The organism is Secundilactobacillus malefermentans DSM 5705 = KCTC 3548 (assembly GCF_001436395.1).
Taxonomy (GTDB): Bacteria; Bacillota; Bacilli; order Lactobacillales; family Lactobacillaceae; genus Secundilactobacillus; species Secundilactobacillus malefermentans.
The window spans coordinates 1-19915 of sequence record NZ_AZGJ01000019.1 but is presented as its reverse complement, the minus strand read 5'-3'; the positions used below and the strand labels follow the sequence as shown (position 1 = coordinate 19915).

20 protein-coding genes are annotated in these 19915 nt (G+C 38.3%); 4 read left to right on the top strand and 16 right to left on the bottom strand.

From position 1 onward, the window contains the following. Positions 1 to 20: 20 nt before the first annotated feature. Both rsmH and mraZ read right to left on the bottom strand, forming a co-directional pair. Positions 21 to 965, bottom strand: coding sequence for a 16S rRNA (cytosine(1402)-N(4))-methyltransferase RsmH (gene rsmH / locus FD44_RS05030; protein ID WP_010620120.1), 945 nt, complete (start codon positions 963 to 965; stop codon positions 21 to 23). A 27-nt stretch (positions 966 to 992) separates the two neighbouring features. After that, positions 993 to 1424 carry a division/cell wall cluster transcriptional repressor MraZ gene (gene mraZ / locus FD44_RS05025; protein WP_010620121.1) on the bottom strand — a complete coding sequence of 144 codons (432 nt, stop codon included), beginning with the start codon at positions 1422 to 1424 and terminating at the stop codon, positions 993 to 995. Positions 1425 to 2183: 759 nt separating this feature from the next. Between mraZ and FD44_RS10320 the strand changes: the two genes are divergently transcribed. Beyond that, positions 2184 to 2312 carry a DUF4044 domain-containing protein gene (locus FD44_RS10320; protein ID WP_010620123.1) on the top strand — a complete coding sequence of 43 codons (129 nt, stop codon included), beginning with the start codon at positions 2184 to 2186 and terminating at the stop codon, positions 2310 to 2312. Between the two features lie 61 nt (positions 2313 to 2373). Here FD44_RS10320 and FD44_RS05015 read toward each other — a convergent pair whose 3' ends face one another. The 4 genes from FD44_RS05015 to FD44_RS05000 all read right to left on the bottom strand — a co-directional run bounded on the left by FD44_RS05015 (position 2374) and on the right by FD44_RS05000 (position 7539). After that, the gene (locus FD44_RS05015) at positions 2374 to 4737 is read right to left on the bottom strand and encodes an FtsK/SpoIIIE family DNA translocase (protein WP_010620124.1); all 2364 of its coding nucleotides are present in this window, start codon (positions 4735 to 4737) and stop codon (positions 2374 to 2376) included. Positions 4738 to 4761: 24 nt separating this feature from the next. Next, a complete protein-coding gene (locus FD44_RS05010) occupies positions 4762 to 5274 on the bottom strand; it encodes a tRNA (cytidine(34)-2'-O)-methyltransferase (protein WP_010620125.1) in 513 nt (170 codons plus the stop codon). A 241-nt stretch (positions 5275 to 5515) separates the two neighbouring features. Beyond that, on the bottom strand, positions 5516 to 6367 hold the full coding sequence (locus tag FD44_RS05005; protein WP_010620126.1) for a methyltransferase domain-containing protein: 852 nt from the start codon (positions 6365 to 6367) through the stop codon (positions 5516 to 5518). An 11-nt stretch (positions 6368 to 6378) separates the two neighbouring features. Beyond that, complete coding sequence (locus FD44_RS05000; protein ID WP_010620127.1) at positions 6379 to 7539, bottom strand: AI-2E family transporter; 1161 nt, start codon at positions 7537 to 7539, stop codon at positions 6379 to 6381. 105 nt (positions 7540 to 7644) lie between these two features. On the opposite strand from FD44_RS05000, the gene FD44_RS04995 reads away from it, so the two are divergent. Continuing rightward, positions 7645 to 8283, top strand: coding sequence for a copper homeostasis protein CutC (locus FD44_RS04995; RefSeq protein WP_010620128.1), 639 nt, complete (start codon positions 7645 to 7647; stop codon positions 8281 to 8283). Between the two features lie 25 nt (positions 8284 to 8308). On the opposite strand, the gene FD44_RS04990 is transcribed toward FD44_RS04995, so the two are convergent. The 3 genes from FD44_RS04990 to yjbM are packed head-to-tail and all read right to left on the bottom strand — an operon-like array spanning position 8309 to position 10667. Continuing rightward, positions 8309 to 9208, bottom strand: a complete 900-nt coding sequence (locus tag FD44_RS04990) for an RluA family pseudouridine synthase (RefSeq protein WP_010620129.1) — start codon at positions 9206 to 9208, stop codon at positions 8309 to 8311. Continuing rightward, positions 9201 to 10007: an NAD kinase gene (locus FD44_RS04985; protein WP_010620130.1), complete on the bottom strand. Its 807-nt coding sequence runs from the start codon at positions 10005 to 10007 to the stop codon at positions 9201 to 9203. Before FD44_RS04985 ends, FD44_RS04990 begins: the two co-directional genes overlap by 8 nt. Continuing rightward, entirely contained in the window at positions 10008 to 10667 is a 660-nt protein-coding gene (gene yjbM, locus FD44_RS04980) for a GTP diphosphokinase (RefSeq protein ID WP_010620131.1), read from the bottom strand. A gap of 258 nt (positions 10668 to 10925) precedes the next feature. Here yjbM and FD44_RS04975 point away from each other — a divergent pair, with 258 nt between their 5' ends. Beyond that, positions 10926 to 11546 (top strand): DsbA family protein, encoded by a 621-nt coding sequence (locus FD44_RS04975; RefSeq protein ID WP_010620132.1) that lies wholly within the window; start codon positions 10926 to 10928, stop codon positions 11544 to 11546. A gap of 50 nt (positions 11547 to 11596) precedes the next feature. Here FD44_RS04975 and pepF read toward each other — a convergent pair whose 3' ends face one another. From pepF to FD44_RS04950, 5 genes are all read right to left on the bottom strand, one after another. Continuing rightward, positions 11597 to 13402 (bottom strand): oligoendopeptidase F, encoded by a 1806-nt coding sequence (gene pepF, locus FD44_RS04970; RefSeq protein ID WP_010620133.1) that lies wholly within the window; start codon positions 13400 to 13402, stop codon positions 11597 to 11599. 42 nt (positions 13403 to 13444) lie between these two features. Further along, positions 13445 to 14506, bottom strand: coding sequence for a competence protein CoiA (locus FD44_RS04965; protein WP_010620134.1), 1062 nt, complete (start codon positions 14504 to 14506; stop codon positions 13445 to 13447). A 62-nt stretch (positions 14507 to 14568) separates the two neighbouring features. After that, a complete protein-coding gene (locus tag FD44_RS04960; protein ID WP_010620135.1) occupies positions 14569 to 15291 on the bottom strand; it encodes an adaptor protein MecA in 723 nt (240 codons plus the stop codon). 136 nt (positions 15292 to 15427) lie between these two features. Next, the gene (spx, locus tag FD44_RS04955) at positions 15428 to 15829 is read right to left on the bottom strand and encodes a transcriptional regulator Spx (RefSeq protein ID WP_010620136.1); all 402 of its coding nucleotides are present in this window, start codon (positions 15827 to 15829) and stop codon (positions 15428 to 15430) included. Between the two features lie 119 nt (positions 15830 to 15948). After that, complete coding sequence (locus tag FD44_RS04950) at positions 15949 to 16689, bottom strand: MBL fold metallo-hydrolase (protein WP_010620137.1); 741 nt, start codon at positions 16687 to 16689, stop codon at positions 15949 to 15951. A 115-nt stretch (positions 16690 to 16804) separates the two neighbouring features. Between FD44_RS04950 and FD44_RS04945 the strand changes: the two genes are divergently transcribed. Continuing rightward, entirely contained in the window at positions 16805 to 17311 is a 507-nt protein-coding gene (locus FD44_RS04945) for an antibiotic biosynthesis monooxygenase (protein ID WP_010620138.1), read from the top strand. Between the two features lie 47 nt (positions 17312 to 17358). Here the strand turns inward: FD44_RS04945 and FD44_RS04940 are convergent, their stop codons facing one another. After that, the gene (locus FD44_RS04940; RefSeq protein ID WP_010620139.1) at positions 17359 to 19374 is read right to left on the bottom strand and encodes a copper-translocating P-type ATPase; all 2016 of its coding nucleotides are present in this window, start codon (positions 19372 to 19374) and stop codon (positions 17359 to 17361) included. Position 19375: 1 nt separating this feature from the next. After that, a complete protein-coding gene (locus FD44_RS04935; protein WP_010620140.1) occupies positions 19376 to 19807 on the bottom strand; it encodes a CopY/TcrY family copper transport repressor in 432 nt (143 codons plus the stop codon). Positions 19808 to 19915: the final 108 nt, after the last annotated feature.

Below are 19915 nucleotides of genomic sequence, written 5' to 3'. Positions count from 1 at the left end.
ATCCCTATCCTAAAAAAGTATTAGCTCTCTTTCTCAATGATTCGCAATTTTGCGCTATGTGCTCTGTGATTAACTTCAAGCTCCTCGTCACTTGGAACAATCGGCTTTCTATTAATCAACTTGAAATGCGGTTGCATTTCTTGTGGTATTACAGGCAATCCTGCCGGTAATTCCCCTACTTCAGTCTTCTCTTTAAACATCGTCTTTACTAACCGATCCTCAAGAGACTGAAATGTGATAACGCTAATTCTGCCCTTAACCGCAATTATCTCTAATGCCTGCTCAATTGAATCCTCTAATGCCCCTAATTCATCATTAACCGAAATTCGAATTGCTTGGAAAGTCTTCTTAGCTGGGTGCCCCCCATGGCGCCTTGCAGCTGCTGGAATTCCTTCTTTAATAATTTCAACTAATTCACCGGTCGTATCGATTGGCTTGTTACTGCGATGCCGTTCGATTGCTCTAGCAATTGATTTTGCGAATTTTTCTTCCCCGTATCTAAATAAAATTCTGATTAGGTCTTGATATGACCAATTATTCACAACTTGCCAAGCGTCTAATTTAGCGGATTGATCCATCCTCATATCTAAAGGTGCATCATGTTGATAGCTAAATCCCCGATCTGCAACATCAAACTGTGGAGATGACACTCCTAAATCGTACAGAATACCATCAACGTGCTCAACACCCAAATCAGCTAATCGAGCTTTAATCTCTCGAAAGTTCGCTTTAACAAAGGTCAGCGTTCCTTTATCGACATATTCTTTCAAATTGGTTTGATTATAATCTATCGCTGTTTGATCTTGATCGAACGCATATAAGTGTCCAGAATCAAGCGCTTCCAGAATTTTGCCACTGTGACCGCCACCCCCGAGGGTACAATCAACGTAAATTCCATCTGGTTTTATATCTAGGCCACTAACAGCTTCGTTAAGAAGAACTGTCTGATGATTAAATTCTGCCATTAACTATACCTCCTTTGGCCGCATCTATTAGAGATCGAAATCAACTAAATTCTCAGCAATATCGTCGTAATTTTCCTCTGCTGTCTCAGAAAAATCATTCCATCGATCTTCACTCCATATTTCGAAGCGGTTTGCCACACCGACGATGACGCATTGTTTCTTAATCTCTGCGTGATTAATGAGTTGACTGGGTAAATTAATTCGCCCTTGCTTATCAAACTGACAAGCCGTTGCTGCTGAATAGAAGAACCTGACAAACGAACGTGCATCCCGTTTATTCATTGGTAATTCCTTTAGCTTTTGCTGTAGGACAGCCCATTCGGCCATTGGATAACCAAACAAACAGCCATCCATTCCTCGGGTAATAACAAATTCGTCTCCTAATTGCTCCCGAAATTTAACGGGAATTATTAGTCGACCCTTTGAGTCAATTGAATGTTCAAATTCACCCATAAACATTGCTATCACCCCTATTCATCAGCTATGCGTCAAGTTTACCATAATCCCCCACTTTCTACCACATGATTTCCCATTTTTCTAGAATCTTAAAAAAATAGTTTTCATTTCTTTTGTAAAGCGCTTCCAATTACTGGCATATAAGTCATCCTCTAGTAAGGAAGATTGTGGGGAAAATATTTCGAAAATGTCAAAAATCAGCAAAAATTTTAAAAAATACCGGGTGCCCAACTATCGTTGGACACCCGGTATTTAAAAACCCTAAATGACTCTAAAACCCACCCCCACAATATACACGATCAATAAATATAATCCAGTTAAACGCCACAACCCTCTAAAATACAATCGGTACAATAAAACCCGATTTTTTAACCCCACAACTAGTAGAAAAATCACACACAATAGTAACCATCCAAACAACAGCCACAAATATAAAAAATGGAACGGCTTAACCGCTTCCAAAGAAACGAACAAGAGAAAGGGAACAAACACATCAAACGCCCCCACCCTCCGCGACCAAAACCGACGAAATTTACGTCTTAACCACACAATTAAAATATAAATTAAAATAAGGACCATTATTTGAAAAATCCAACTTTGAAAGAACTGACCCAATGCCACACTCCCCCTCAACACTTAACCTCATTATAAAATACCAATTAAAGAGACACCAGCAATAAAAAAGCAAAATTTAAAATTGCAATATTTCGTTAAGCAAGTTACACTAAAAAAAGTAAATTTTTTTGAAAAGCGGTGTAATTAATGAGAAAGAAAAAAACAACTTTCCAAATCGTCACGATGATCTTCGTTTGGATCATGATCATCGCAACGTTAGGGTCACTAATTTTTTCAGCCCTTTCATCGATTGGCCTACTGGGCAGCAGTTACTAAAATTAAAGTTACCAAAAAGATCCCCATTCAATTTGCAAAAATTGAATGGGGATCTTTTAGTTTATTCTTCTTCGTTATTTTTCTGCTTATAAACTTGGCGTGGTTTACTGCCCTCTTGTGGTCCAATAAAACCACCCTGCTCAAGATCATCAATCATCCTTGCTGCACGATTATAACCAATTCTAAAGTGACGCTGTAACAGTGACGTACTTGCCTTTTGTTGATCCACAACAAAGTTTAGCGCATCATCGAACAAATCATCCTCAGAGTTTTGCAGGTCCTCACTTTTAATTTCTTCATCCGACACAATCATAGAGTCATCATAGTCTGCTTCTTGCTCATTTTTAATAAAGGCAACTACACTCGCAACATCGTTATCAGATATAAAAGCGCCTTGAACTCGCACCGGTGTATTCTGATCAATTGGCAAATATAGCATATCCCCCCGACCAAGTAACTTTTCTGCACCATTTGAATCCAGAATTGTCCTTGAATCGATCCCACTTGAAACTGCAAACGCAATTCGTGAAGGTACATTAGCCTTAATCAAACCAGTAATAACATCAACAGAAGGCCGTTGTGTGGCAAGAATCATGTGTACTCCTGCCGCTCGACCCATTTGTGCCAAACGGATAATCGCATCTTCCACTTCATTTGAAACAGTCATCATTAAATCAGCTAATTCATCAACGATAACAACGATATATGGCAAACTAGGGAGCTTAGGATTATTCGTTTGGTTAAATTCAGCTACATGCTTGTTATAACCCTTAATATTTCGTTGACCATATTGAGAAAATAATTCATATCGTCTTTCCATTTCCGAAACAACTTTATGAAGTGCTCGCGCTGCCTTCTTAGGCTCAGAAACAACGGGGGTCAGCAAGTGGGGAATGCCATTATAAACACTTAATTCCACTTTTTTTGGATCAATCAGCATCATTTTAACCTGGCTTGGCTTGGCTTTCATCAAAATACTCGTGATGATGCCATTAATAGAAACTGATTTACCACTACCAGTAGAACCAGCAATCAGCAAATGTGGCATCTTCGTCAAATCAGCCGTAACAACTTTGCCAGTCACGTCTCGTCCTAACGGAACTTCAAGTAACCCCTGCTTTTGACTCACAATTGATTCCGTAATATCCCGAAATGAAACAGTCGAAATTTTTCTGTTAGGAACTTCAATTCCAATCAGTGACTTACCCGGAATTGGTGCCTCAATCCGAATATCTTTTGCAGCCAAAGCCAATGCTAAATCATCCGCCAAATTGACGATTCTCGAAACTTTAACCCCAATTGCCGGATGTAATTCATACTCGGTCACCGATGGACCCAAGCTAACATTTTTCACTTCAGCTTCAACACCAAAGCTTTCCAGGGTCTTCTTTAAAACTTTCGTATTCTTGTCAATCGCATTGTATTCATCAGATTGGTCCGTCTGAGGAATCGCCGTCAGCAAATCAGCAGTTGGCAGCTGGTAATTAGATTCGTCAGTATTTGATTCATTATCAATTTTTGGTTCGGAATCATCCGTCTTAGTAGTCGGTTTATCGGTTTTCACTAGGTTATTTTGCTGCTTAACTAATTTGCCCTTAGATATTTCCTGATTAGCTACCGTAATCTTATAGTTTGGCTCAGAATCCTCTAAACTTCCCTTTTCTTTTACTTCGGGTTCACTATTCTTAGCGGGAGTTGTCTCAGGCTTCGTCGCTGTAATTTTGGGGGACTTAGTAATAATCTTACTCGTCGTCACTTTGGATGCTTTTCCGCCAACAACCTTAGTTGCTCCTTGAATAAATTGTCCAATCGCACGACCAATTAATTGTAAACCGTTCCCAATGCTTGCGAACACTTTTGATACTGGAATCTTAAAAGCAATCACAACTCCTGCCACCACGAGCAGGATGGCTATTAGCTGCGATCCCAAGATAGCCACTAAGAAATTAGTTACCGCCAACATGTAGGCACCAATCATCCCTCCACCGACAGCCGTCATCACACTTTGTTGCGCAAAATCTGCCTTTAAAAGCGCCCAAGTTACTTGAACGAAGTTGACGTGCTGATTTCTCACTAAGAATAGTGCACACGCCATCCATAAAATAATTCCAAGATATGCTAAGCCGCCTCCTAGCCAATAACGCAGCGAAAGCTTCGGCCCTTTGCCAGTGAATAACAAATAAACCGCATAAACGGCAAGTAAAATGAGTAAAAGACGATAGGTGTCGCCAACAAAAAGACGGAAGAAGTTAGCAAAAAACGTGCCGACCATTCCTAAATTTAAATAGGAAAAGAAGGCAATGAGCAAAAAGACTGCTCCCGATATTTGCCACTCATATTTCGTCTGTTTGAGTCGTTTTTGTTTAGCTGATACCCGCTTTTTTGTCTTTTTAGGTTTGCTGACTCGTTTTGTCTGCTTTGCCAAAATTTAAGTACTCCCCCAACTTTGCTATTTTAACTTGTCATTCTTATACAAATGAGATTGTTCCAGATGATTAAAGTTTTGTTGACGCATTGCCTCATAAATCACAATTGCCGCTGAATTTGATAAATTTAATGCGCGAATATTTGAATCATCCTGGGGAATCCGAATTGCCTTTTCAGGATATTGACGCATAAACGGCTCAGGAAGTCCCGTCGTTTCTTTACCAAACAAGAAATAGTATTCAGAATTACTATCCGTATAATCTGGATCAACATAAGTTTGATTTGCAAATTTTGAAACTAAGAATAACTTACCATTTGAAGGTAATTGATTCATAAACTCCGGTAAATTCTTATGGGTGTTAATTTGAACTTTTTCCCAATAATCTAGTCCGGCTCTCTTCATGTGCTTATCATCCAACGAAAAGCCAAGTGGTTTAATTAAGTCTAAAACGGTGTCAGTTCCTGCACATGTTCGGGCAATATTTCCTGTATTTGCAGGCATCAATGGTTCGAACAATACAATATGATTTGTCATTTTTTCTCCTCTTAAAACATTATTACTTTATCATAGCACCTTTAAAAAAGGTTTTGCAAGACAACAAAAAAACGCAACTCCTCGGTGTGGGCACGGCGAGGAACTGCGTTAATGAAGTGCAAATTGCCAGTTACTAACGGGAAAACCGATATTAACTGCCAAACGATTTCTCACTAGTAATATAACACTTCCATGTTGGATATGCAATAATTTGTGAAAAATACATAATAGTGTTCAGCGCTTACGCCTCAACGCTTAACAGCGTAACGTCTACTGTAATTTCATTAATAGGCATTTCCCTGACAACGTCAAGTCGACTTTCATCTACGCCCCAACTTAACGGCGTCATCGACAACAAATCCGCAAATTGGGCGGGCAATATTGGCATTTGATAAACAATCCGTTTGGCTTCCGCGTTTGGATAATGCTGCATAAACAAATCCACCACATTATCATTGCTATATGAGCGATGTTTGCTTTCCTTATCATAGAGTAATTGTCTTAATTCAATTAAATAGTTTGAATTAGGAACCACTTTTAATAGCTGTCCCCCATTTGCAAGTACGCGATTAAATTCGCTATAAGCAGACGGTGAAAAAATATCAATGATGGTGTCAAAGCTTTGGTCATTAAACGGAAGTCTCGCCAAATCAGCCACACACCAAAATGCGTTTGACTCTAACTGAGTTGCTAAGTTGATACCAGGTTTTGATATATCAAAGCCAACCGCAACATCATCTGACTGATGACGCTCATTTAATACTTTAACGAGTGGTGTTCCCTCTCCACTCCCTATATCGAGAATTCTCGCGCCAGTTTTTGGCATTCTACGGATTATTTCTTCAAGAAATCCATCAAATAATCCCGCAGTCAAAATTCGTCTTCTGGCACTTAACATACTGGCGTCATATTCACTCGACACATCGTGATTCAAAAAAAAGAGCGTTCCCTTTTTCGATAAATCTAATTCATGTCCATTTGAACATTTAATTCCATGGCCAACCACTTCCGAATACGGTAGCTGACACACTGGACACCTGAACAAATCAAGTTGGTCTTGTAAGAACGCTGTCGATCGATCAATTTTTTTCAAGCTAACTCTCCTTAATGTGATTCTGAATCAATTTCTTCAAGATATAACCCAGAATACCGTTTGTACCACAAAAAGATTTGGGTTACAAAAACCCGAATAACTGCGTACCCAGGAATGCCTAAAATAACTCCCAAAACGCCAAACAACTTACCAGAAGCCAATAAGACAAATATGATTGTAACTGGATGAATTTTTAAACTGTTCCCTAAGACTAATGGTGAGATAAAGCGCCCTTCCAACGTTTGTTCTATCCCAAATACAATAATAACTTTTATCAGCATTAGTGGTGAAATGAAGGCGCCAACGACCAGTGCCGGCACTAAGGCAAGAAATGAGCCAATGTACGGAACCAGATTTAGAACACCTGCTGAAATTGCTAGTAAAAGTGCAAACTTAAGTCCGATAATCCAGTAACCGATTAAAAACATGACGCCAACACAAAATGCCACGATTAATTGTCCTCTAACGTAATTACTAACCTGACTATTCATTTCTTTAATTACTTCGGATATAGACTTTCTGGCTTTTGTTGGAAAAAAATGGACTAAGTAGGCTGGCAATTTATGCCCGTCTTTTAGCAAATAAAATAGGATAAACGGTGCAGTTATAATTGAAACGGCAATTGTCGTGACCCTTGAAACAAAGCCGCCAACTGAGTTTAATGTTTGATTAAAGAAGGAGGACATTGCCTTTGAATACTGTTCAGAGGCCTGCTTGTTAAAGTTATCCAGCTGATCTCTGAATGAATCAAAGTGCGGACTATTTGAAAACTTGGTTGATTCCTCAACGACCTTATTCCAGTAGTCAGGCCAATTTGCGAGTAAGCTCATAATTTGCTGTTGAATTATAGGAATAATTGCAACGATACCCCAAACTATTAAGCCTAGCACCACGATAAAAATTGCTGAAATACTCCAGACTCGCTTAATTTTAAATCGATTTTCAACTCGATCAACAATTGGATTTAACAGATAATAAAATACCCCTGCTATAATTATTGGCGTCCCAATAATTCCAAATAACGTTTTTATTGGGTAGAAAAGCCATTGAACTTTACTTAGTACAAATAAAATTAGTAGAATCAGTAAAATAACCGTCAATGAAGAAACCAGCCGATTATTCACCACCCAGTTGTAAAACCAGGAGTGTTTCGCACCTTCTTTATTGGTCAAGGCAATTCCTCCTAACTAGTCATATGACTTGTAGTACTGTTATAATCATTGTAGCATAGTCAATTGTCGAACAAACAGAATATGTAAATGAGGGGATATGAAATAGTGCAAATTAATGAAATTATCGTTCAAAATTACGCTGAGGTAACTGCTGCCGTTCAGCAAAATGCTAAAAGGCTCCTGCTAGTTTCTGACCTAGCACTAGGTGGAACCACTCCTAGCTATGGCACAATTGCTGAGGCGACACGGTATGCCCACGACCACAACGTCTCGATATCAATCTTGGTTAGACCCAGAAGTGGAAGTGCGGACTATAACGATGCCGAAATTAAAATTATGGATACAGATTTACTTGAAATTCAGAAGTTAGGCTCCGATGGCGTCGTTTTCGGCGTCTTGACCCAATCCGGCAACCTTGATGAAGACGCAATGGCTAACTTGGTCGCTGCGGCTGGTGGTATGGCATTAGGCTTCACAACTGGTCTAAGCCGACCAACCGCCCCAATTGAAGACGAGGCCGTTTTGTGGCTAAGTGATAATGATTTTACCCGGTACTATGCCCCAATGGCGTCTGAGAGAGAACTAACGACGGAAACTATCAGCTCATTGATGAACGCCAACCAAAAACTCAGTGAACGCAACATTCAGTTAATTCCTACAAATTTCCACTCAAAAGCGGAAATGACGACATTGACAGACAAAACTAACATTAGTCAGACGGCAATTCTGCCATCTCAAATTTAAAACGACTGCATTAGCAGTCGTTTTTTTATACTTCCGATTCTTTTGTAATAAGTGTCGCCATGTCAACAGGAATTGGCGCAACACACTTGATGACTTGTTTACTAAATGGATTATAAAAAGTAACCGATAGACAATGCAACGCTTGGCGCTTAATCCAGGGATTTGAGGTGGATCCATATAGCCAATCACCAATTAATGGATGACCAATTGATTGCATATGAACCCGAATTTGATGTGTCCGCCCTGTGTGTAGCTGCAACCTTAACAACGTTGCTGCTGGCATTTGCTTAATACGCCAATACTCAGTAATTGATTTTTTCCCTTCACTTACTACCTGGCGCTTAATAAATGAATTTGGTGCTCGACCAATTGAAGTATTGATAATATCGTGATTCTTTTTTAGCTGACCCTCTACTACTGCGAGATACGTCTTTTTTAATTGATGCTTTTTTAGTTGAAGATCCAATACTGAATGAGCTAAATGATGTTTAGCAAATAACACCACTCCGCTTGTTTCTCTATCCAATCTGGTTACGATATGCGTCACTTGATTTTCGTAAGCTTGCCTAACATAGTATCCCTTCACACGGTTAACCAACGTATCCCTAGCGTAAATGTGTGAAGGGACTGATGCCACGCTTGCTGGCTTATTTACTACCAAGAAATGCTCATCTTCAAACAGAATATCAAGCGGCAAATCAGACGGCGAAATAACGTCATTAGCAGGCTCTGGCGGGAGGACCATTCGAACCCAGTCACCCTTTTGAAGCGATTCATTGACCCGCCGCTCAACTCCATTTACTTCAACTAAACCGCCGTGATACTTTATTTCTTTTAACAGGGATCGAGTCACCCCGTTTTCTGCTAAAAGGGTTCTAACCTTTATTGGTTCCGTACTTTCATTATGCCAATTAAACTCAGTCATGTTGTTCCTCACCAATAAAGGACCCACTGACTCGTTTCCAAAATTGTGTATGTCGATACTGCGCAAATGAAATTCGTTGCTGAGAAATCCGATAAGAAATCGATTTAATTGGTCGATCAGAAATTGTCAGTTGATCACAAGTGACAACGTCATTATCACCAGTTTCTGGCTCAACCCTTAGCCACTCGTCTTCCGGTAAAATAAGTGGTGATCCAATTGTTCTAAACACCCGATTATTAATAGAGGCTATTTCTGTTACTTGAATCGCATCAAATTTTGGATTAATGATGGCTCCACCAACTGACTTATTATAGGCCGTAGACCCTGTTGGCGTCGAAATACATAGGCCGTCTCCACGAAAACTTTCAAAGAATTCACCTTTGATAAAAATATTTGCTTGCATCGTATTGGTTGGTCGTTTAATTGTTGATTCGTTTAACGCCAAAATTGAATCCGATTGATTATCATTTAAATAATCAACTTTTACATCTAATAACGGATAGCTCACACTCTGACCATCATCGTGAACTAAACTATTAATGAGTTCCTTCACCTCATAATCACGCCAGTCAGTATAAAATCCAAGGTGTCCCGTGTGAATACCGACAAACCGAATTTGTTTTAGTCGGTCAATATAGTGATGAAAAGCTGATAGGAGCGTCCCATCGCCGCCAACTGTAATGACAATATCCGGATTCAGGCCGTCAATTACAAGATCAGTTTTATTAATTAGGTCATATAAAGCAGCTGACACTTTTCTAGAAGCGTCGCCCTTATTACTAAATATTGCAATTCTCATCTAATCATCCTTATTTTGCTCATTACGCCGCTTAACGACTTCTCCTTTGCCATAGGAGAAAAGGTGCTGAGCCTCTTGAATTTCTTCACGAATTTCAGACATCTCGGTATCTAATTTGAACGCAGCTTCTGCAGCACGATGTAGGCGTCCATTGAGTTCCTCAGGAAATTCTCCTTGATACTTATAATTCAAAGAGTGTTCAATCGTTGCCCAAAAGTTCATGGCCAATGTTCTAATTTGAATTTCCGCTAAAATGCGTTTTTCACCAGTAATTAATTGAACTGGATATTCAATTACAATATGATACGAGCGATAACCACTAGGCTTCTCGTTGTGTATGTAATCTCGCTCCTCCAGAATCTTTAGATCCGTTCGTTTTCTGAGTAAATCAACCACTTGATAAATGTCTTCGACAAATTGGCACATAATTCTTAGACCCGCAATGTCTTCCATATCTTGTTCCAAACGATCCTCAGAAACATGTCGTCGCTGCATCTTTTCCTGAATACTATCAACTGGTTTTACTCTGCCAGTCACAAACTCAATTGGTGCTCGTTCATTTTGATTTTGAAATTGCTCTCTAATGCCACGCAATTTTATTTTTAATTCATTTACCGCCTGTTTATATGGCAGTAATTCTTGATTCCAATCCTTAATCACTTTCTCACCCCATTACGTCAGATTTGACGTCTTAATGCCTTCTCAATTTTATCATAAAATTTCAATTCTGGACCAAACCATTGCTTTCATTCCTTGATAAGTCAAAATTCTTTACTGCGCACACGAATTAGGGCATTATAAGGGTGCAAATCAGTGAAAGTTAATTTATTGCTATTTTTCATAAAATCAATTATTCTGAATACATTGTTTTTTCTTACATATCAAATTTGTGGGTCCCTACCCATAGGAGGAAGTATTTTGCTAGAAGTTTATTTATTTGTAAATCCGCTTGGCGGCAAGTGTATGTCGTCTGAGCAAAATATCATCAAGCTGGCTAACGAATTGCCCGACCAACTATCCTATCAATTTGTTCCGATGTTAAGCATGCAGCTGAACGATTCCCCTATTGGCTCGAATACCGTTAGTTTAACGGATCGAAACCAGACCTTTGCGCAGCACTATCAGACCGTCTTAGATTATAAAGCAGCACTGTTTCAAGGAAAAAAGCGTGGACGTCAATTCCTGCTTGAACTCCAAGGTGCTCTGTTAAAGGCTGGTCAACAATATAGTGATTCGCTTGTTCAAGGAGTCGCAAAAACAGTTAATCTTGACTTAGAAATGTTTCTTGAAGATCGTCAGTCAAATTTAGCAAAACGGGCATTTAAAGCAGATCAACGACTTGCAGCTGAAATGAAGGTTGAACATGCCTCCACGGCCGTTATCTATAATGCCTTATCTGATGAATCGGGTTTAAGAGTGGACGATGTTAGTTATCCGGTTTTACGAGAAGTTTGTGAAAGACAGGGCTTCACGCCAACTTCTAGCATTCAAACACCAACATCAAATTTTGATAACCATCCCCACTTACGAGTATTGTAATTTACAATAGCGAACCAGTCACCTTCTAGGTGAGTCGGTTCGCTATTTTTTTAGTTATTTTCAATTATTTTTTCAAACTCGTCTAATCGTTTTTCGAACGTGTCGAATGCCTTTTCCAAATATGTCGACTGGGTCATATTCACACCAGCTGATTTCATTACTTCAATTGGATAATTGGCGCTTCCGGCTGACAAATAATTTAGATATTCTTGAACATTCTCCTTGGATCCATGCGTAATCCCATTTGCCAAAGTTGTTGCCGCTGCAAATCCAGTGGCGTATTGGTAAACGTAAAAATTATAATAGAAATGGGGAATTCTGGACCATTCTAATCCAATTTGTGGATCTCGAGAGACTTCATTTCCATAATACCGTGCATTTAAATCACCATAGTATTTAGTCATCATGTCCGATGTTAACGGATTTCCCTGGGCATCGGCTTCATGAATAAATTGTTCAAATTCTGCAAATTGCGTTTGGCGGAAAATGGTTCCCTTAAATCCATCTAAATAATAATTTAATATATAGGCTCGGATTTTTGGATCATCATACTTGTTTAATAAATAATCAGTTAAAATATTTTCATTGGTCGTTGACGCAATTTCTGCAACAAAGATCGAATAGTCCCCATACTGGTAAGGTTGATTATGATGCGTATACCAGCTGTGCATGCTATGACCCATTTCATGGACTAAAGTATAAAGATTATCTAAATCATTTTGCCAATTTAAGAGCATATATGGGGCTGTATCATAGGCACCAGAAGAATAGGCCCCACTCCGTTTACCCTTGTTTTCAACAACATCAATCCAACGAGATGAAAAGGCCTCCTCTACGTGAGAAATATAATCCTTACCAAAGACACTCAACGCGTCGAGTGCAGTTGCCTTTGCCTCCTCATAAGTGTATGAAAGGCTTGGCTCTCCAGTAATTGGCGTATACATGTCATACATATGCAACTCTTTTAAATTTAAAATTCGCTTACGTAGTGCAACGTATCTGTGTAGTAAAGGCAAGTGTGCGTCAACCGTTTTTACTAGGGTATCAAAAACTGATTCAGGTATTTGGTTTTGACTCAGTGCCTGGTCTTTGGCACTTACATATTTATGGCTCTTAGCCATAAAATTATGGGCTTTAACCTCTCCGGACAAGGTTGAAGCCAATGTATTTTTAAATTGTCCATAGACTTCATATAGACGTTCAAAAGCTTGCTTACGAACTGCCCGATCGGTCGATTTAATTAATGTATCATAAATCCCTTGTGACAGTTGAACTTCATCCCCACTTTCATCGAAAACTACTGGAAATGTTAAATCAGAATCGTTTATGATACCAAAAGTTCGAGAAGAACTGGAAAAAATATTTTCTGCACCAGCTAATAGTTTTTCTTCATCTGCAGACAGAACGTGATTCCTTTGCATGTTTATCACATCAAAATAATGTTGATACTTTTGTAACTCAGAATTATTGTGAATCATGGAAAGCAATTGTTGCTCCGGAATTGCTAATAGTTCTGGTTCAAACCATGCAGTACTTGCTGAAAAATCAGAAACCAGGGTCTCTGCCCCACTGTTTAGTGCCTGATTTTCCGAATTTGAGGTATCAACATCGCTTTTTAACTCGGTGTACACATAAAGCTTCTCAAGCTTCCGATCAGTTGCTAAAATGGCCTCTAATGCGTTTAAGAGAGAAGTCGAATCATTTATTAAAGTACCCTTCAATTTTGCTAAAACCGGTAACTCACTTTGCACTTCCTTAAAAGCTAACTCGAATTCATCACTACTTGCATAAATCTTGCTAAGATCCCAGGTTAACGTTTGAGCAACCTCGTTTCTTTTTGGTAACTGTTTTACCATGTCGATTCCTCCAATTATCAGTTTTCTGTTACCGTTATCATACTACATTGCACTTTTATTTTTAATTTTTAACATCAAATTTTGTATTAACATCATATAAAATTTCTTATAGAACTCGTCATACCATTTTTCAGCGTTCGGTATTTGCAAAAAGTTATAGGGGCCGCCCAATAAATCAGTTATTCGCCGACAAATGTTCAAGTAATCCTTGGGTAACAGTTCATTATGATAATCAGCCTGTATCGTAACAATTACTAATTTTTCCCAGATAATGTTTGATTGACGAAAAAGTGGTTTCATTTGTAAATCTTGAAAAAGCCAACGTGGAATTTGCATTAATGAGCTTCCTCTAACATAGCAATAGTTTTGCCAACTTCGATAATTGGTTGAATTATAAAATATTCCAGTTTGAATTTGCTTCATTAGTTTTCGATAAACGCTGAGATTTCCTTTACTTGCTCCTACAGAAATTTGAGCTGATGAAAGCCACTTCGCATAGTCATAATAAGTTGAAAATTGCATGACCTGATAATAAATTTTCTGACTACAATCAATTTTAACCTGGTAATGCACTTCCAATACTTGAAATTCTGAACGCCAATACAACAAATAAATTCCTAAATTTTTCCTGAAATAAGCAAATTGCGCAATTTTGTCGCCAGTTAATTTTCTTTCGAGATAGGGTTCGCCTAAAATCCAAATTACCGGGATTTTTAAAGACTGATACCCTTTATTTCGCTGCTTATGCCGTTCTGCCGATAGCGGACTACACTGAAATTCAATAGCTGTTTGATGCTGACCATTTGTTAACAAAACATCTGGACGCTGCTGAATTGCAGGAAAGTAAACTTCTAAATCACCCTCTAGGTTGGCACCTTTGAAAAAATTAAGAATTGCTAGTTTTCCAACAAGATGGCGTTCCGATTCATTTTCTAGTAATGCAAAACACGCGGCATTTTGACGATGTGCAAAGTGTGGCAACAGGATTTTCCCCCGTCTTAATCGCACTTGATTATGACATGCGGGACAAAAGTATAAATCTTTCTTCCGCAACTTTTTATCTGCAATGACTAATTGATTATCCTTGGTTAATGCCGTCAGCATTTCTATCATCTCCAAAGATAAATACGAAAAAAACCACCAATTATTTTTAATTGGTGGTTCCTCTATTTGATAAAATACTTTCTGGTTAATTCAAATGCTGAATTTTCCATTATTCGTTTACCATGCTCTTCAAGCACATCAACAGTGACTTGTGTCTTGTCAGCATACTCGTAAGCAACTGCCAATTCATCACTAATAGATCCCTTTGATGCTTCATTCAAGTCATAAATAAACTCAAGATAGTAATCTCCTTGATACTTGTAAAGACTTGTTTTAGCATCTGATAGATGCATCAGTTGAGCAATAGCAATCAATCCTTCGAAATCATGAAGCTTGATAATAACGTCATGAATTGGTACTTCTACCTTACTTCCGGCTTGTTTATTGATTGTGTATCCACCCTTGTCTTTCGATTGACTTGTTGACGAGCTCTTCCCATCAGTTACATTATTATCCGTCGCCATTAATTGTTGTCTCAAAAAGTCAGGTACCTCTTCTTCAGTACCATCCTCAACCATTGACTCAGAATCGTCTTCCTCATCATCCGTGTCACCCTTACTAATAAAGAGTTCTAATCCATTTCGATTTGGCAAGACCTGGAATGTTACTGCATCATTTTGTTGAAATTGGTGATCCACATCCACTTCTTCTAAAATGCTGTAAAAGAAGTTTTCAATTTGCTTGTGATTTCCGAGCAGATCAAGGACTGTGATGCCACGTTCTGATAAATCTTCGTTCCCAATGAGAACTCGAATCGTATTTTCGTTAATTCTTTCCATCTTCATGAATAAGCACCCCTTTCTCTGCGCTTAGGGTATAAACCTACAGCTTTAATTCTATAAGAATTTGAGTAAAAGTAAAGGATAAGCGTTCCTTTTAGGTGATTATAATGGAATTTTTAATATTTGTAACTTAATTTAACTAAATTTCGGCTCGTTGCCTTGCTTCTTCAAGCTCAAGGACTCGAACGTGCTTCGGCAAAAAGCGTCTAATTTCATCATCATTATAGCCGACTTGTAATCGCTTGTTATCAATCAAAATTGGTCGTCTAAGCAATCCCGGATGAGCCTCAATCATGCTAATTAACCGGGTTAAGGGGATATCATCTAATCCAAACTTTAACTCTTGAAATTCTTTCGACCTTGTTGAAATAATATCTTCAGTTCCGTTTTCTGTCATTTGTAAAATTTGCTTTATCTCATCCCGAGTTAGCGGATTAGCAAATATATTTTGTTCAGCATACTCAATATCATGTTTCTGTAACCAAGCTTTTGCTTTTCGACAAGATGTACAACTGGGTGACGTGTATAGTGTGACAACCATAGTGTGACCTCCTTCAACTAAATAAATCGTTGCAACATATTAAGTATAAAGTATAGTAATCATAATTTAAACCCAATTCACTGAAAGACCACACTAATGTCATGGTTAATTCACTATTTCTAAATTTGATAACCTTTTCGTAATTCAGCGTGTTGAACTGGAATTAAGTCCCCTGCACTTTGTTGTGCCTGACGTGTTAATTCCTCTAAATCACCATTTTGCGGTAAATGAGTCAACAATAAGTTCTTTGCCCCAGCAAGCTTAGCCAACGTGCCTGATTCACCCGCTGTGAGATGCCACTTTTTCCCTTGTTTATCATCAAAGAAATTCGTATCCGTCAGCAGTAAGTCTGAATTTTTCGAAAATTCCACCATTTTGTTAAAGTAATTCGTATCTGCTGTAAAAACCAATACTTTACCAGTTTCCCGTTCCGTGATGCGCATTGCAAAAGCAGGAACAGGATGCTGGGTTTCCAGAAAACTAATTTCAAATGGACCAAGTACAAGTTCTTTATCTTCACTATATGGCTTTCCAATCGTGGAATTGGGCCAATTTAGCGCTCCAAAGTTTAGCGGGTCTTGCGTATGACCATAAATTGGTAATAAATCCTGTGCCCGATTTTGTGGATGAAGCTGCCAATAGTATTGAAGGACTCCTATGTCTGCAGTGTGGTCATGATGATAATGGGACAAAACGACCGCATTTAATTGAAGCGGATCCAAAACTTTTTCTAGACTTAACAATGCCCCGCTTCCGCAGTCAATTAAAAGATTGAACTGATTACTTTGCACAAGATAACTACTAGTACCAACACCATTTTGAGGATAGCCACCGTAATATCCTAAGACAGTTAATTTCAATTTACTCGCCCCTTTATGTTGTAACTTTTAGTGTAAATCCTCTTTTATCCAAAGTAAACATTTTCTATTAGCCTCAATAATTAGTATAATGAAAGTAGGTTAGGAGGTCTTTTGTATGTTAAAGCAAATATCTATCACCTTTGGCAGCTACGCCATTCTGAATCAACTTAGAGAAAAGCACTCAGATCGACAACAGTTATTGGTGCAATCAGACAATACAAACGATGACATTGCGCTCATCGATGTTTCTGGTCAAAAAAACATTTTTAAATCTGGGGTTGTTTACGATATCAAGTCTCATGCTGGGGATTCGGATTGGAATAAAAACTTCTATTCCTTTATCTATCTTAAAAATTTATCACCTGACGACCAAAAAGTTTTCAATGCGACCGCAAATCAATTGGTCAATTCTCCAGAACTCCCACAAGGTATGCAAGCAATTTACTTTATGAAAGAGTTGAAAAATAGGGGCAATAATATTATCTTGACGACGTGGACGGACACTCAAGAATTCAACAGTTGGACTCATAGTGACGAGTATGCAAGATTTAAAGGCTTTGATACACCACTCCACGATTACCGAATTGTTACCTACTTTAAATATGTTGAAAATAATAAATAAATTTAACCTTAACGGCCCTAACAGATGAACTCTGCTAGGGCCGTTTGCTACTTAATTTTTAGAGTTAATGCGTTAATAGCAACAATAATTGTACTTAGTGACATAACGGCAGCCCCAACCATGGGATTGAGCATAAATCCAATCGGAGCCAAAATTCCAGCAGCAAGCGGAATCGCGAGTATATTATATCCGGCCCCCCACCACAAATTCTGAATCATTTTTCGATTTGTTGCTTTTTCAAGCTCAATTAAGGTGATAATTGCTTCCGGATTCGAGTTAACTAAAACAACATCAGCAGAGTCGATTGCAATATCCGTTCCAGAACCAATTGCAACGCCAATCGATGCTTTCGCTAAACTAGGAGCATCATTAACACCGTCTCCAACAAGCATAGAAAATCCGTGTTTTTCAAAATCAGTTACGGCTTTCTGTTTTTCTTCTGGCAGAAGTCCAGCTTTAATTTTCTCTATACCCAAATTATGGCCAACCGTTTTTGCCGCCATTATGTTGTCTCCTGTTAACATAACTGGAATAATTCCCAAACTTTTAAGGCTTGAAATGGTTTCCTTTGCTGTGGATTTAATTTCGTCAGCCTCCGCAACAAGTCCAATAACTTTAGATTTAGTTAGTAAGAAACTAACTGTGTTGCCATCATTTGCGAGCGTTTTGAATTGGTCACGGTCGTATGAAATTTCGTTCCTATCCAAATATCCGGATGACGCAATCTGATATTCATTGCCATCAATTGTTCCTTTCAGCCCGACCCCCACAATCTGTGCTGTATTTTCAGTATGTGCTGCAGTTATTTCTTTCTTTTTTGCAAAGTCCAAGATTCCAGTAGCTAGTGGATGAGTCGCGCTACTCTCAAGTCCAGCCAATATTTTTGTGATCTCGTCATCCGTAAAATCCTCTGATAAACTAATTAAGGCTGTTACTGTAAATTTACCTTCAGTGAGAGTCCCCGTTTTATCAAGTAAAACGTATTTTAATTTATTTATTTTTTCCAGGACTGTTTTGTTTCGAATTAGTAGTCCATTTGTCGCTGCGATAGAAGTACTTCTTGCAGTTACGAGTGGTATTGCGAGCCCAAGCGCATGTGGACAGGCAATGACTAATACGGTTACCGCAATTGGTAAGGCGACCGTTAAATCACTCAGAAATAGCCAAATACTAAATGACAATATACTAACAAAGAGTGCAGCATAAAATAAATAGCCAGCAACTTTATCAGCTCTATTTTCTAGTTTTGATTTATTCGTCTGAGCAGACTGAACTAAATCCATAATTTGAAAAAGATAACTATCCCGACCTACCTTAGATATCTTAAATCTAAATGTCCCGTTACCATTCAGTGCGCCTCCAATGACTTTATCATTCTTTCCTTTTCTAATTTCCTTTGATTCTCCAGTAATCAGAGACTCATTAACCGATGTTTGACCATCAATAATAACGCCATCTGCAGGAATTTGTTCTCCTGCTCTAACTTCAAGTATTTGATCCATTTTTAATTTGGCTACATCAATATCAATAATAGAATCGTGATCAACTAAATGCGCCTGTTTTGGTATTAACTTTGCCAAATGATTAACATCAGATCCCGCACTCATAACAGCGTTCATTTCTATCCAGTGGCCTAAAAGCATTATATCTATTAATGTTGCGAGTTCCCAAAAGAAATTAGTAATCATCGGCGTAACTTGAAAAATGTTGTTTGCAATAATAGCGTATAAACTATAGACATATGCCACTAATATTCCCATTGAAATCAGCGTCATCATCGCTGGCTTTTTCTTATGAAGTTCACCCCTTGCCTCGCTAAAGAAAGGTTGACCACCAACAAGAAAAAGTACGGTTCCAATTACAGCAACTAAATAATCAGATCCTTCAAAGAAAAACTGAAATGGCAGTTTCATTCCCATCATAGGCGACATTAGAATAATCGGCACTGTTAGCACAAGGGAAATCCAAAACCTAAACTTCAAGCTTTTCATGTTCATCATTGGCGGCTCGTGACGAGTACCCTTTCCATCATGTTCACCATTTACGTGCTTCATATCGTCCATATTATTCTTCCTCTTTTGTACGCTTTGAAAGACAGTCACATGCAATTTCGTCTGGAGCAGTTTTTAGCTTATTATTTAATTCATTGATTAAATTGTTAATGTCATTTTTGCTTAATTTTAAATTTTTAACAACACTGAGTAGCGTGTCCCCCGCACACATCGCACACATATTGTTAAAAGTTTCTACAGCTAATTTTTCATTTGACTTATTCTCAGCTATCAGTGGGAAATAAGTGAATGAATTTCCATCTTTTTCGGCTTCTAAATAATCTTTTTTAACCAATCGACCGATTAGCGTTTTAACAGTAGATGCTTTCCAATCCATTTTATCGGAAAGATAAGAAGTAATTGTGCGACTCTTAGCTTTTTTCAATGTCCAAACGACACGCATAACTTCCCATTCGGCTTCCGAAATATTTAGAATTTCTGTCATAACTTCATCTCCTAATTGTGTTTACATATGTAGTCTACCATGGATGCCTGAATCCGTAAACAATGGCCCTCGAAAACTAGTTTTTTACACAAAAACTGACTAACATTA